The sequence below is a fragment of the Mesorhizobium sp. M1322 genome, assembly GCF_040318085.1.
Taxonomy (GTDB): domain Bacteria; phylum Pseudomonadota; class Alphaproteobacteria; order Rhizobiales; family Rhizobiaceae; genus Mesorhizobium.
The window spans coordinates 55,471-67,887 of the sequence record NZ_JAMYLP010000012.1; the positions used below are offsets into that span (position 1 = coordinate 55,471).

General features: G+C 61.9%; 15 protein-coding genes and 2 pseudogenes. 13 read left to right on the plus strand and 4 right to left on the minus strand.

The window, feature by feature from the left end:
• Positions 1 to 55 precede the first annotated feature (55 nt).
• The 7 genes and pseudogenes from ilvN (at position 56) to NKH12_RS07275 (ending at position 4,676) form a co-directional block, all read left to right on the plus strand.
• On the plus strand, positions 56 to 628 hold the full coding sequence (gene ilvN / locus NKH12_RS07250; protein WP_029351349.1) for an acetolactate synthase small subunit: 573 nt from the start codon (positions 56 to 58) through the stop codon (positions 626 to 628).
• 151 nt (positions 629 to 779) lie between these two features.
• Positions 780 to 1,376, plus strand: coding sequence for a LysE family translocator (locus NKH12_RS07255; protein WP_352952517.1), 597 nt, complete (start codon positions 780 to 782; stop codon positions 1,374 to 1,376).
• 129 nt (positions 1,377 to 1,505) lie between these two features.
• Positions 1,506 to 1,712 (plus strand): annotated as a pseudogene (locus NKH12_RS30565) (hypothetical protein); the annotation flags it as partial.
• A gap of 68 nt (positions 1,713 to 1,780) precedes the next feature.
• Positions 1,781 to 2,392, plus strand: coding sequence for a nitrile hydratase subunit alpha (gene nthA, locus NKH12_RS07260; RefSeq protein ID WP_352952518.1), 612 nt, complete (start codon positions 1,781 to 1,783; stop codon positions 2,390 to 2,392).
• On the plus strand, positions 2,389 to 3,048 hold the full coding sequence (gene nthB / locus NKH12_RS07265) for a nitrile hydratase subunit beta (RefSeq protein WP_352952519.1): 660 nt from the start codon (positions 2,389 to 2,391) through the stop codon (positions 3,046 to 3,048). Before nthA ends, nthB begins: the two co-directional genes overlap by 4 nt.
• A 19-nt stretch (positions 3,049 to 3,067) precedes the next feature.
• On the plus strand, positions 3,068 to 3,400 hold the full coding sequence (locus tag NKH12_RS07270; RefSeq protein ID WP_352952558.1) for a nitrile hydratase accessory protein: 333 nt from the start codon (positions 3,068 to 3,070) through the stop codon (positions 3,398 to 3,400).
• A gap of 148 nt (positions 3,401 to 3,548) precedes the next feature.
• Positions 3,549 to 4,676, plus strand: coding sequence for an ATP-dependent DNA helicase (locus tag NKH12_RS07275; RefSeq protein ID WP_352952559.1), 1,128 nt, complete (start codon positions 3,549 to 3,551; stop codon positions 4,674 to 4,676).
• Between the two features lie 37 nt (positions 4,677 to 4,713).
• On the opposite strand, the gene NKH12_RS07280 is transcribed toward NKH12_RS07275, so the two are convergent.
• Positions 4,714 to 5,118 carry a SpoIIAA family protein gene (locus NKH12_RS07280; protein WP_352952520.1) on the minus strand — a complete coding sequence of 135 codons (405 nt, stop codon included), beginning with the start codon at positions 5,116 to 5,118 and terminating at the stop codon, positions 4,714 to 4,716.
• Between the two features lie 112 nt (positions 5,119 to 5,230).
• On the opposite strand from NKH12_RS07280, the gene NKH12_RS07285 reads away from it, so the two are divergent.
• Complete coding sequence (locus NKH12_RS07285; protein WP_352952521.1) at positions 5,231 to 5,971, plus strand: pyridoxine 5'-phosphate synthase; 741 nt, start codon at positions 5,231 to 5,233, stop codon at positions 5,969 to 5,971.
• Between the two features lie 103 nt (positions 5,972 to 6,074).
• On the plus strand, positions 6,075 to 7,988 hold the full coding sequence (locus NKH12_RS07290; RefSeq protein ID WP_352952522.1) for a potassium transporter Kup: 1,914 nt from the start codon (positions 6,075 to 6,077) through the stop codon (positions 7,986 to 7,988).
• 54 nt (positions 7,989 to 8,042) lie between these two features.
• Here NKH12_RS07290 and NKH12_RS07295 read toward each other — a convergent pair whose 3' ends face one another.
• Positions 8,043 to 8,933: an SDR family oxidoreductase gene (locus NKH12_RS07295; RefSeq protein WP_352952523.1), complete on the minus strand. Its 891-nt coding sequence runs from the start codon at positions 8,931 to 8,933 to the stop codon at positions 8,043 to 8,045.
• A gap of 136 nt (positions 8,934 to 9,069) precedes the next feature.
• Between NKH12_RS07295 and NKH12_RS07300 the strand changes: the two genes are divergently transcribed.
• Both NKH12_RS07300 and NKH12_RS07305 read left to right on the plus strand, forming a co-directional pair.
• Positions 9,070 to 9,480: a winged helix-turn-helix transcriptional regulator gene (locus NKH12_RS07300; protein ID WP_352952524.1), complete on the plus strand. Its 411-nt coding sequence runs from the start codon at positions 9,070 to 9,072 to the stop codon at positions 9,478 to 9,480.
• 18 nt (positions 9,481 to 9,498) lie between these two features.
• Positions 9,499 to 9,735: pseudogene (locus tag NKH12_RS07305) on the plus strand (FAD-dependent oxidoreductase); the annotation flags it as partial.
• Here NKH12_RS07305 and NKH12_RS07310 read toward each other — a convergent pair.
• Positions 9,698 to 10,459 (minus strand): glutathione S-transferase family protein, encoded by a 762-nt coding sequence (locus NKH12_RS07310; RefSeq protein WP_352952525.1) that lies wholly within the window; start codon positions 10,457 to 10,459, stop codon positions 9,698 to 9,700. The pseudogene NKH12_RS07305 and the gene NKH12_RS07310 sit on opposite strands and share 38 nt — an antisense overlap.
• A 97-nt stretch (positions 10,460 to 10,556) precedes the next feature.
• Between NKH12_RS07310 and NKH12_RS07315 the strand changes: the two genes are divergently transcribed.
• On the plus strand, positions 10,557 to 11,015 hold the full coding sequence (locus NKH12_RS07315; RefSeq protein ID WP_352952526.1) for a MarR family winged helix-turn-helix transcriptional regulator: 459 nt from the start codon (positions 10,557 to 10,559) through the stop codon (positions 11,013 to 11,015).
• Positions 11,016 to 11,051: 36 nt separating this feature from the next.
• Here NKH12_RS07315 and NKH12_RS07320 read toward each other — a convergent pair whose 3' ends face one another.
• Positions 11,052 to 11,480, minus strand: a complete 429-nt coding sequence (locus NKH12_RS07320; RefSeq protein ID WP_352952527.1) for an anthrone oxygenase family protein — start codon at positions 11,478 to 11,480, stop codon at positions 11,052 to 11,054.
• Positions 11,481 to 11,664: 184 nt separating this feature from the next.
• On the opposite strand from NKH12_RS07320, the gene NKH12_RS07325 reads away from it, so the two are divergent.
• The gene (locus tag NKH12_RS07325; RefSeq protein ID WP_502910761.1) at positions 11,665 to 12,321 is read left to right on the plus strand and encodes a TetR/AcrR family transcriptional regulator; all 657 of its coding nucleotides are present in this window, start codon (positions 11,665 to 11,667) and stop codon (positions 12,319 to 12,321) included.
• The last annotated feature ends 96 nt before the right edge of the window (positions 12,322 to 12,417 follow it).

Below are 12,417 nucleotides of genomic sequence, written 5' to 3' on the forward strand. Positions count from 1 at the left end.
GAAGCCGTGTGGAAACAGAGAAACAGCTCAAAAGTTTGAAATCGAGATTCATGTCATGAACGCACAGCTTCAACCGACCGGCTCAGCCTACTTCATCGCCAAGGAAACGGAAAAGCCGGAGACTCACACGCTCTCCGTGCTGGTCGACAATGAGCCGGGCGTGCTTGCCCGCGTTATCGGCCTGTTTTCTGGACGCGGCTACAATATCGAGAGCCTTACGGTCTCCGAAACCGAGCATGAGAAGCACCTGTCGCGCATCACCATCGTGACGCGCGGTACGCCGCATGTGCTGGAGCAGATCAAGCACCAGCTCGAGCGCATCGTGCCGGTGCACCGTGTCGTCGATCTCACCGTGCGCTCGCACGAGCTCGGCCAGGACCGGCCGCTGGAGCGGGAGCTCGCGCTGGTGAAAGTGGCCGGCACCGGCGAAGGTCGCGTCGAGGCGCTGAGGCTGGCCGATGCCTTCCGCGCCAGCGTCATCGACGCCAATACAGAGCATTTCATCTTCGAGATCACCGGCAAGGGCTCCAAGATCGACCAGTTCATCGCCATCATGAAACCGCTCGGCCTGGTCGAGATCTGCCGGACCGGGGTGGCGGCGATGAATCGCGGCCCGCAAGGGATGTAAACCGTCCGGCGCTATGGCTCCAACGCGTTGGCCCGTCTACACCTGTCTGTTGCTTTTGTGCTGATCCTCTGGCCCGGCTGCCGTCGCGGGGTGGCCCTTTGGTGCGCCTGAACCAAAAAGACAATATTGCCGACCTGCTTGGGAGGAAGCCATGACCCTCGATGCATTCCTTGCCCTGCTGGTCTATGCCTTCGTGACTTCGATCACGCCGGGCCCGAACAACTTCATGCTTTTGGCTTCGGGCGTGAATTTCGGTTTTGCCAAAACCATTCCGCACATGCTGGGCATCAGCATCGGCTTCCTCGTGCTGTTGCTTGCCGTCGGCTTCGGTCTCGGCGCGGTGCTGACAGCGTTTCCGGTGCTGCACACCGGATTGAAGATCGCCGGCGGCGTCTACCTGCTCTATCTCGCCTGGAAGATCGCCGTGTCGCGTTCGCTCAGCGGAAAGGGCGAGGCGAAGTCGCGACCGATGCGGTTCATCGATGCGGCAGCGTTCCAGTGGGTCAATCCCAAGGCGTGGGTGATGGCGATCACCGCCATGGCCGTCTATGCCATTCCGGAGCATCCGTTTCTCTCGGTGGCGTTGATCTCGATAGCCTTCACCGTCGTCAACCTGCCGAGCGTTTCGGTGTGGGCAGGTTTCGGCATGGCGCTGCGCGGTTTTCTGTCGGATCCGGTGCGGCTTAAATGGTTCAACATCACCATGGGCGTGCTGCTGGCGGCGACGCTGTGGCCGATGCTTCGCTAGCTGCCGTTTTATTGTGCACTGCACATTAAATCTTCGTAATGCCAGGCTTTGGCGCTTTTTTGCCTTTGGCGCCTTCTATCTATTCTGTTGGCAAACCCGCGGCACGAGGCTGCGAGTTACGCCAGATATGTGGTCGGCGGCCTGGTCGCTTCGCAAGCGCTGACGCTGTTCGTTACGCCGGTCATCTATGTCTACATGGAGCACTTTTCCGGCTGGCTTGTCGGGCTGTGGCCGAAGCGTCGGGACGAGCAGTTTCCCGTCGAAGCCGTCGACCAGCCTTCGCTGTTCGAGGGCGGCGAAGAGTTGCAGGGGAAGCCGCAGAAGGCGGCAGCGGAATGGAAGTTGATGGGCTGGCCCAAGCCGTGGCGCTTGCGGTTGGATGCTTGCAGCCGTAATTTACGGCGATGTTCCACAGCCACAACCACGATCACGACAACGAGCTTGATCCTTTTGCCGCCCGGGTGCGCGCGCTGGAGACGATCCTCACCCAGAAAGGGCTGATCGATCCGGCTGCGATCGACGTGATTGTCGACAACTACGAGACAAAAATCGGTCCGCGCAATGGCGCCAAAGTGGTGGCGAAGGCGTGGGCCGACCCTGACTTTGCCGCCCTGCTGAAACGCGACGCGACGGCGGCGATCGGCTCGCTCGGCTACACCGGCCGGCAGGGCGAGCACATGCAGGCAGTCTTCAACACGGCAGACACGCACAACCTCGTCGTCTGCACGCTGTGCTCGTGCTACCCGTGGTCGGTGCTCGGCCTGCCACCGGTGTGGTACAAGGCGCCGCCCTATCGTTCGCGCGCGGTCATCGATCCGCGCGGCGTGCTCGACGAATTCGGGCTGACCTTGCCGGCCACGACAAAAATCCGGGTGTGGGACTCCACCGCCGAGCTGCGTTACCTGGTCGTGCCAATGCGGCCGCAGGGCACCGATGGCTGGAGCGAGGAGCGGCTGGCAGATCTGGTGTCGCGCGACTCCATGATCGGCACACGACTGGCGCGGGAGGCGGCATGAACGGGCCGCAGGATCTCGGCGGGCAGATGGGGTTCGGGCCGGTCGCACCCGAAAAGGATGAGCCCTATTTCCATGCCGACTGGGAAAGGCGTGCGCTTGGCGTGACGCTGTGCGCCGGCGCCATGGGCGCCTGGACCATCGACGAGAGCCGGCATGCGCGGGAATCGCTGCATCCCGCCGACTATTATGCCTCGAGCTATTATGAGATATGGATCAAGGCGCTCGAAACCTTGCTGAAGCGGCATGGCTTCGTCAGCGACCGCGATCTGGCCGCGGGCAAGGCGGTCGATCCAGCGGCGACGCCAAAACGGGTGCTGAAGTCCGAAAACGTGCCGGCAGTTTTGGCTAAGGGCGGCCCCTGCGACCGGTTGGTTGCCACACCGGCGCGGTTCAAGGAGGGCGACCTGGTGCGGACGAAGAATTTTCATCCGACCGGCCACACAAAGCTGCCGCGCTACGCACGCGGCAAGCAGGGCGCCGTCGAGGCGGTGCGCGATGGTTTTGTCTTCCCCGACACGAATGCGCATGGGCAGGGCGAAAACCCGCAATGGGTCTATACGGTGGTTTTTGACGGCGCGGAGATCTGGGGCGAGGGCGCCGACCCGACGCTAACCGTGTCGATCGACGCCTGGGAGAGCTATCTTGAGCCAGCGTGAGGCAAAGTCAGGTGCTGCCATGCTGCCTGCGGGCGTCGAGGCGCCGGTGTTCGCCGAGCCGTGGCAAGCGGAGGCCTTCGCCATGACGGTTGCGCTGCACGACAAGGGCCTGTTTTCCTGGAGCGAGTGGGCGGAGGCCTTGTCCGCCGAGGTCAAGAAGCCGGGTGCCGCCAGCGATGGCCATGATTATTACGAGCACTGGCTGGCGGCGCTGGAGAATCTGCTGTCGGCCAAAGGCGTCGCCGACAGGGGAGCCGTCGATGCACTCGCTGCCGCGTGGGAACGCGCCGCGCATGCAACGCCGCATGGCAAGCCGATCCTGCTCGACAACGATCCCAGCCCGACCGACTAGGTCGTGGCGGCTCGACTTTGTTCTCTTTACGTTCCGATCCCTGCCTGATAGCTTGTGTAATTGGAGGCGGTAGGGCCCGCCGCCGAGGATCTTGGTGGCGGTAGTCGTGGGCCTTGTCTTTCCCTCGCGAATCCGGTCTCTCGCGCTGATGGAATTCTCTCCTCAACAGGACGATGCGCTGAAAGCGGTCGCCACCTGGCTCAAGTCCGGAAAGCCGCAGCTCTTCCGGCTGTTCGGCTTTGCCGGCACCGGCAAGACGACGCTGGCGCGCTATTTCGCCGAGCATGTCGACGGCCAGGTGCAGTTCGCCGCCTTCACCGGCAAGGCGGCGCAGGTGCTGCGTTCCAAGGGCGCGGTCAACGCCCGCACCATCCATTCGCTGATCTACCGGCCGAAGGGCGAGGAATCGGTAGCGGACGAGGTGACCGGCAAGACTTCGATGTCGCCGACCTTTTCGCTCAACCGGCAAAGCCCGATTTCGCGGGCCAAGCTCGTCGTCATCGACGAATGTTCGATGGTCGACGAGCAGCTCGGCCGCGACCTGATGAGTTTCGGCACGCCGATCCTTGTTCTCGGCGATCCTGGCCAGTTGCCGCCGATCTCGGGGGGCGGCTTCTTCACCGACCATGAGCCGGATATTCTGCTCACCGAAATCCACCGGCAGGCGCGCGACAACCCGATCATCCGGCTGGCGCTCGACGTACGCGAGGGCCGCGAATTCATGCGCGGCGACTATGGCACGGCGCAGGTGATCGGCAAGGAAGACGTGACCCAGGAACTGGTCCTGAAGGCGGACCAGGTGCTGGTCGGCACCAACAGGACGCGGCGTCGCTATAATCAGCGGCTGCGCGAGCTGAAGGGGTTCAATGCCGACTTTCCACAAGCGGGCGACAAGCTCGTCTGCCTGCGTAACGACCCGGCCAAGGGGTTGCTCAACGGCTCGCTGTGGAAGGTGATGACCTCGTCGCGCGAGACGGTGAAACCCGGCATCAATTTGCTGGTCTCACCGGAGGAGGACGATCCGGACCGCGGCGTCGCCAAGATCAAGCTGCTCAAAGCGGCGTTCGAGGACCCGGACGCCGATATTCCCTGGCAGCAGAAAAAGCGCTTCGACGATTTCGACTATGGCTACGCGCTGACCGTGCACAAGGCGCAAGGCTCGCAGTGGAACGACATAGTGCTTTTCGACGAAAGCTGGGCGTTCAAAGAAACCCGCCAGCGCTGGCTCTACACCGCAATCACGCGCGCGGCCGAACGGCTGACGATTGTCAGATAGGCCGATCGAGCAGCCCCAGGACTGCTACTGTCCTGCGTCACCGTGGGGCTAGCGATCTGGCTCCGAGCCACTCCCAGGCCGATGCTTCGTCCTCTGCCTCAAAATGCCTGATCTCGACGGGCGAGGAAGCAGGCAGCAAGCTCTGTGCGCTGGGTACCCAGTTCGGCTCGCCGACCGCAGCGCAGCGGGCGACATGCTCCACGGCATGGGCCGTTCCCTGTTCAAGCGTTTCGTCCGACACTTCGGCCCAATCGACGCCTTCATGGTCGATCAGGCGCACCAGCACGTCGATTCTCGGGTGCAGCGCGTAAGCCGCCTCCAGCAAACCGAACAGGTTTTCCGCATCGGCCGCCGTGACATGGCCGACGACGTCGATGGCGAACAGGTCGTCGCGGTCGGTGTCGATGCGGCGAACCGCCGGCACTGCTTCAAGATAGTTCACGGGCCTTCCTCTTGCTGGATATTATACGTCCCTCTGGAACACCGGAAACCCCCTATCTGTTCCCGCCAAAGGCGGTATAGATGGCCGCAAATATATCCGGACCTGAGAAGCCATGCCTGCAAAACTCTCCGTCAATCTCAATGCCATCGCCATGCTGCGCAACCGGCGCGATCTGCCGTGGCCAAGTGTCACCGGGCTCGGACGCATCGCACTTGCCGCGGGCGCGCATGGGCTGACAGTGCATCCGCGGCCCGACGAGCGGCACACCAGGCATTCCGACCTGCCGGAGATCAGGGCGCTGATCGACGACGAATTCCCTCAGGCGGAGTTCAACATCGAGGGCTATCCGAGCGAGGATTTCCTGGCGCTTGTGGAAAAGCACCAGCCGGAGCAGGTGACGCTGGTGCCCGACGACCCTGCCCAGGCCACCTCCGACCATGGCTGGAACTTTGCCGCCGAGGCGGCGTTCCTGACACCGATCGTCAAACGCCTGAAAAAGGGGGGCTTTCGCGTGTCGTTGTTTTCCGACCCGGATCCGGCAGTCATGAAGGCCGCTCGCGATACCGGCGCCGACCGGATCGAGCTCTACACGGGTCCATATGGCAGCTATCATTCCGATTCGGCAAAAGCGGCGAAGGAGCTGGAAAGATTGGGAAAAACCGCGGATGCCGCGCTTGCCGCCGGGCTTCAGGTCAATGCCGGGCATGATCTGGTGGTGAACAACCTGCCGGCGTTGGCAAAGTGCATCCCGGCATTGGCCGAAGTGTCGATCGGACATGGGTTGACAGCCGATGCGTTGGAGTATGGCATGGCCGGCACGGTCAAAAGATTTCTGAAGGCCTGTGGGTGGTAGGGATGGGAGCCTCGCTTTGCGGACATGGCAGCCATCACGTTGGGGCACTTGATATTGCATCGCAGCAAGCGTAGAGCACCGCGCGCTTATCGGAGTGTCGTCCATGGCCCTTACCAACAGTGGTAGTGAGGCAGAACCCGTCGAACAATCAAGCCATCCTGAGGTCGAAAAGCACAGCACCAAGGTTTTGATGCTGGGCGCGCTGGGCGTGGTCTATGGCGATATCGGCACTAGCCCGATCTATGCGCTTCGCGAAGCACTGCATGCTTCGTCCGGCACCGATCCGCGCAGTGCCGTTCTGGGCATTCTGTCGCTGATCGTCTGGGCACTGACGATTATCGTGACAATCAAGTACGTCGCCTTCGTGCTTCGGGCGGATAACAAGGGTGAAGGCGGTACCCTGTCGCTTATGGCGCTGGCGCGGAAAGCTTATCCGGCTGGTTCCGGCATCATTCTTGCCATTGGTCTCTGCGGAGCCGCACTGTTTTTCGGCGACGCGATCATAACGCCGGCCATCTCGGTGCTTTCAGCGGTGGAAGGGCTGAGCGTCGTGACCCCGGCGTTCGATCCATATGTGGTTCCCATTACATTGGTGATTCTTGCCGTCTTGTTTGCCGTGCAGCGCTTCGGGACCGGCAGAGTGGCCTCGGTTTTCGGGCCGGTGACGGGGCTCTGGTTCCTGGCGATCGGCATTGCCGGACTGATGCACATTAGCGACGATCCGTCGGTGCTTTTGGCAATCAACCCCTATTATGCTGTCGCCTACCTTGCCGAGGCCAAAGCGGGCGCGTTTCTCACCGTCGGCGCGGTTTTCCTGGCGGTTACCGGAGCCGAAGCGCTTTACGTCGATCTCGGCCACTTCGGTCGCCGTCCAATCGTGCTGGCCTGGTTCTGGATCGTCTTCCCCTGCCTGCTGCTCAGCTATTTTGGGCAAGGCGCATTCGTTCTTGCTCACGGCGGCGTGCCCGACAATCCGTTCTTCCAGATGCTGCCGGATTGGGCACTGATTCCGATGGTCGGGCTCGCAACGGCGGCGACTGTCATCGCCAGTCAAGCCGTTATCTCCGGGGCGTTTTCACTGACCCGGCAAGCGGTGCAGCTCAATCTTCTGCCCAGAATCGAAGTTCAGCACACTTCCGAGATGCAGCTCGGCCAGATTTACATGCCACGCGTGAACCTCATTCTCGCGCTCGGCGTGATGCTGCTGGTCGTCGGCTTTGGCAGTTCGAGTTCGCTGGCTTCCGCCTATGGAATTTCGGTGACAGGCGAGATGCTGATGACGACTATTTTGCTATTCGTGGTGATGCGGTGGCAATGGAAATGGCAGACCGCGCTGGCTGCGGCGCTGGCGCTGCTGTTTGGCACGATCGACACCGGCTTCTTCCTCGCGAATATCGTGAAATTCATGGAAGGCGGATGGGTTTCAATTGCTGTCGCCTGCATCATGGGGCTGATCATGGGGACCTGGATACGCGGCAGCCGCTATCTGTTCGACAAGACGCGCAGGAACGAGATTCCGCTCGATTTCCTTGCCGCCAATTTGTTGAAGAAGAAGCCGCAGCTGGTGTCCGGCACGGCCGTGTTCCTGACCAGCGATCCGGTCAGCGCGCCGACTGCGCTGATGCACAGCCTGAAGCATTACAAGGTGCTGCACGAACAGAACGTCATCCTCTCGGTGGTGACGGCGCAGCAGCCCGTTGTGCCCGACAGTGACCGGGTCAAGATGGAAACGATCAACGATCTGTTCATGCGGGTGACGCTGACCTTCGGTTATATGGAACAGCCCAACATTCCGCGTGCGCTGGCGATCTGCCGCAAGCAGGGCTGGAAGTTCGACATCATGACGACCTCCTTCTTCCTGTCGCGGCGCTCGCTCAAGGCGTCACCCAATTCCGGCATGCCGGTGTGGCAGGACAAGCTGTTCATCGGGCTGGCGCGCACGGCAGCGGATGCGACCGAGTATTTCCAGATCCCGACCGGACGTGTGGTTGAGATCGGAACGCAGGTGGCTATCTAGACCAAAGGCCGTGCCTGTCGAAAGGTACGGCCTTTGTCAGAATCTCTGCGGCCTTCAGCCGGCCAGAGCTGCCTTGTTCGCCTCGAGGAAATGCCTCAACGATTTCGGCTTTTTGCCTGAAAGTGTCTCGATCGCGTCGGTCACCATGCCGATGCGGCCGGAGCGCGTGTTGGTGTCGAAGGAGGTGACGACGGGGGCAAAACCTTCGGGAACGCCGGCAGCCTTCAGTCCCTCGGTCAACGCCTCATCCGAAAGCTGAACGACCTCGATGGGCTTGCCGGTGACGTCGGTCACCAGGGCCGCGATCTCGGCGACCGTGTAGGCTTGCGGGCCCGTCAGCGTGTATGTGGTGCTTTCAGTATCGCCCGAGGCAAGGCCGGCGGCGATCGCCACGGCCATGTCGTCGCGAGCGCCATGGGCGATGCGGCCTTCGGCCGCCGATGTGTACCACTGCCCCGAGGCAATGGCGTGCGGCAGCGACATGAACAGGTTCTCCTGATACCAGCCGTTGCGGAAGATCGTGTAGGGGATGCCGCTCGCCTTGATCGCCTGCTCGGTACCGTAGTGATCGCCCGCAAACAGCACCGGCGATCCCGGCTCAGGATTGGGCATCGAGGTGTAGAGCAGATGCGAAACACCAGCCTTCTTGGCAGCTGCGACTGCATTCTCATGCTGCTTGAGGCGCTTGCCCCCAAGGTCGATCTCGCCGGTTGAGATGATCAGGACCCTGCCGGCGCCCTTGAATGCCTCGACGAGCGACGCCGTGTCATCGAAATCGGCTTGCCTGATGGCGACGCCGCGCGTCGCCAGGTCGGCGAGGTTTTCCGGATAGCGAGTGGCGGCGATGATGCGTGCGGGCGGAACCTTGAGCGTGTCCAGCAGATGATGGATGACGCCGCGGCCGAGCTGGCCGGAGGCGCCGGTGACGAGAAGGGTTTCGGTCATGGGAAGTCCTGTCGTTGCGCCGAAGCGGCGGGTGCCTATATGAGTCTCAAAAAGAGACCAGCACTAAAATAGGAATTGACCGACCTCCGTAAAGAAGGCAGTTTTGCGGGAGGTAGGCAGGCGCAGGGAACCAGCGATGGACAGCAAAATCGTTAGTCTGAGATCGAAACTCGAGATCTACAAAGCGGGCAGCGGCGGGGGCAACATTGTGGACTGTCCGGTCCGCGATGTGATCCAGGGCATCAGCAACAAATGGAGTTCGCTGTTGATGATGGCGCTGGCCGAAAAGCCGTACCGGTTCGGCGAATTGCGGCGATTGGTACCCGACATTTCACAGCGTATGCTTACCCAGACGCTGCACGATTTGCAGCGCGACGGCTACGTCCATCGCGAGGTGTTCCCGACCAAGCCGCCGAGCGTCGAATACAGTCTGACCGATCTCGGACGCTCGATGTTCGGACCCCTGCACCAACTGCTCCAGTGGGCCGAGCTCAATCATGGCGCTGTGCGCGACGCGCGCGCCGCTTTTGACGCTACCGAGACCTAACCGTCGATGCCAGCAGTGGCAACGCCGCGGCGGTGGCACGTCCGGGTGTTTCAGGCGCTGTCGCTGATGCTGACGCCGTTTTACCAGTCGGATTCGACCGTGATGCCGTTCGTCCGCGACAGCCTGGTGGCGTCAGTGGCAAAAATCCCGCCGGCGCCAAACATCCTTGCCTCGATGGTGGCTGGAACCGTGGTCGATCCGTTCAGGCGGATCGGTATCAAGGAAGCGCGGTGGCCGCCTCGTTGCGGCGGGTGAGGTTCGAAAGATGTGAACCCTTCGCTTGCAGGAATGCAAGAAGGCGCTGTGGGTAATCCGGGGAGACAGCGTTCTTCACCGACTTGCGTTCGTGCAATCCCTTCCGCCAGGCCTCGACACGCGGCTTTCCGCTCAGGATGCCGAACTCGCCGATCCGATCGAAGGCGTCGAAATAGCGGAAGATTGGTCCATAGACAGCATCGACCAGTGAAAAGCGCTCGCCGGCAAACCATGGCCCAGCTCGGCCAGCCGTCAGTTCTATTTCGAGACGATCGAACATTGCCGACAGACCTTCGCTTTCGGCAAGGAAGGCGGCCGCGGTCGGGGCGGAATAGAGTCGGCCGATGGCGTTGAGGATGGCCGAACCGAACTCGATCCAGGCGCGATGCCGGGCACGGGCCAGCGGGTCGGCAGGGTGGAGTGGGTTGGCCAGCGTTTCCTCAAGGAATTCGAGGATGACTGCCGATTCGAAGATCGCGGTTTCCTCGCCATTCTGCTGGACGCGCAGCAGCGGCACCTTGCCGAGTGGCGATATGGCCTTGAACCAGGCCGGCTTGTTGGCGAGATCGATGGTGAGGCGTTCGAACGGCACGTCCTTTTCGGCGAGCGAGATGGCCGCGCGCTGCACATAGGGACAAAGGTGATGGCTGACGAGAACGAGCTTGTCGGTCGGCAGGCTGCCCGTCTCCGGGATGTCGGCGACCTTGCAGATTTCATTTCTCATGGCGGTGCTCCGATATCAATGCAGTTGCATCTATATAGATGCAATTGCATCTACTGTCAATCTTGATGCAATTGCATCTATCGCCTATGCTGCAATCATGATGGAGAAAGCCGACCCTTCGCCCGCGGCCATCAAGGCCTGGGCCCGCCTAATGCGCGTTTCGCGCCAGCTGGTGGAAAGAGCCGAAGACGCGCTGAAGGACGGTGGCGTGCCGCCGCTTGCCTGGTACGACGTGCTGCATGAGCTTGCCGAAGCGGGCGAGGGCGGCTTGCGGCCGTTCCAGCTGATCGAGCGCACACTGTTTGCGCAATACAACATCTCCCGACTGCTGGCGCGGCTCGAAGCGGACGGGCTGGTCGAGAAGCTCAGGGTTGCCGATGACGGTCGCGGACAGACGGTCCGCATCACCGGCAAGGGGCGCGAGACGCGCCGCCGCATGTGGGCCGTCTACGGACGATCGATCGCGGAGCTGGTCGGTGCCAAGCTCTCCAATGATGACCTGGAAACCCTGTCGGCTCTGCTTGGACGGCTACGCCATCCAGCCATGCCGGAGTGATGTGGCCCTTGGCGCTGAAGATCGGTTGTAGCGACGTCAGGCACTGCCCCAGAGGAATGCCAGTGCCGCCAGAACGCCAAGCGCGACGCGGACCAGATGCAGATTACCCCATTTCACGATCAATGCCCGGGCCTTTGGATTGACGGCGGCCGCGTCCATCGCCTCCAGCAGTCGGTTTGTCGGCATCATTGCGATCAGCGTCCATGGCCAGGGCAGGATGATCATCACCGCCCCGACCAGATAGCCGAGACTGCCGGTCTGCCACCAGGTAACGGCACCAAGAACACAGGCGACGACGGCAATCGATGCCTGCATGGCGGCGCCGCGCTTGTAGGCGGGCTGCCATTCCTGCAGCAGTGCACGGTCATCGAGGCGAAGCCGCGCCGGCTGCTCGGCGACGCTGATGTAAATGGCGGCGCCAGCGAAAGCGGCGGTAACAGTCAATGCAAGCAGGCCGACGAGCATTTTTCTCTCCGCGCCACGCCGTTCCTGTAAGGCCGTTTCAGTGAAGGCCATTCCGGTTTGGAAGACGTCAAAAACGGAGATAGGGCTTGCACCGTTTTCGACAATACGCCATAGATGCGCCGAACCGTAACGTACGGTACGGCCTTGAGCGAACGTCGCCATCATCGAGCAGGAAAAGAGTTTGTTGCAGGCAAGCGTCGACATCGACACCGGCGAAGCGCTGACGGAGCGGCAGAAAGCCGTGCTCGACGCTGCACTTCGCCTGCTGGTCGAGGAGGGCGATCAGTTGACCATGACCGCCGTAGCGCGGCGGGCGAGCTGTTCCAAGGAAACGCTCTACAAATGGTTCGGCGATCGCGACGGGCTTTTGACAGCAACGGTGCAATGGCAAGCGTCCAAGGTGCGAGTAGTGCCGGTCGACCGCAAGGGGCTCGACCTTGCTTCGCTGACGGCGAGCCTCGAGCGCTTCGCCTCGGATTGGCTCAAGGTGATTTCGAGCGACACCTCGATCGCGCTGAACCGGGTGGCGGTCGGCCGTGCCGGCCCAATCCGGCGCAAAGACGGCAAGGACGATCTTGGCGCCATCGTGCTGGAGAACGGCCGCTTCGCGCTGGCCAGGCGCCTGAAGCCGGTGCTGGAGGCCGGCCGGCAGGCCGGGATTCTCGAGTTCTCGGATGCCGAAGCGGCATTCCGCACCTTTTTCGGGCTGGTCGCCCGTGATGTGCAGATCCGCCTGCTGCTCGGCGACCGGCTGGAATTGACTGATGCGGCGATCGGCGGCGATGCCGTCCGGGCGACGCAGCAGTTTCTCGCTCTTTACGGAGCAAAAACCGGGCCGTAAGGCCCCCTAGAGCCGGATGATTTCAGGTCAAGTCGGCCTGAAATCTGAATCCGGCTCTAAATCAAAGAGAAAGAGATAGAGCATGTCGTCCGAAAA

Coding starts and splice junctions, on each gene's coding strand:
- NKH12_RS07275 (WP_352952559.1), top strand. CDS start 3,549: ATGGAATTCTCTCCTCAACAGGACGATGCGCTGAAAGCGGTCGCCACC.
- NKH12_RS07290 (WP_352952522.1), top strand. CDS start 6,075: ATGGCCCTTACCAACAGTGGTAGTGAGGCAGAACCCGTCGAACAATCA.
- NKH12_RS07295 (WP_352952523.1), bottom strand. CDS start 8,933: ATGACCGAAACCCTTCTCGTCACCGGCGCCTCCGGCCAGCTCGGCCGC.
- NKH12_RS07320 (WP_352952527.1), bottom strand. CDS start 11,480: ATGCTCGTCGGCCTGCTTGCATTGACTGTTACCGCCGCTTTCGCTGGC.
- NKH12_RS07315 (WP_352952526.1), top strand. CDS start 10,557: ATGATGGAGAAAGCCGACCCTTCGCCCGCGGCCATCAAGGCCTGGGCC.
- NKH12_RS07255 (WP_352952517.1), top strand. CDS start 780: ATGACCCTCGATGCATTCCTTGCCCTGCTGGTCTATGCCTTCGTGACT.
- NKH12_RS07285 (WP_352952521.1), top strand. CDS start 5,231: ATGCCTGCAAAACTCTCCGTCAATCTCAATGCCATCGCCATGCTGCGC.
- nthB (WP_352952519.1), top strand. CDS start 2,389: ATGAACGGGCCGCAGGATCTCGGCGGGCAGATGGGGTTCGGGCCGGTC.
- NKH12_RS07300 (WP_352952524.1), top strand. CDS start 9,070: ATGGACAGCAAAATCGTTAGTCTGAGATCGAAACTCGAGATCTACAAA.
- NKH12_RS07310 (WP_352952525.1), bottom strand. CDS start 10,459: ATGAGAAATGAAATCTGCAAGGTCGCCGACATCCCGGAGACGGGCAGC.
- NKH12_RS07270 (WP_352952558.1), top strand. CDS start 3,068: ATGCTGCCTGCGGGCGTCGAGGCGCCGGTGTTCGCCGAGCCGTGGCAA.
- ilvN (WP_029351349.1), top strand. CDS start 56: ATGAACGCACAGCTTCAACCGACCGGCTCAGCCTACTTCATCGCCAAG.
- nthA (WP_352952518.1), top strand. CDS start 1,781: ATGTTCCACAGCCACAACCACGATCACGACAACGAGCTTGATCCTTTT.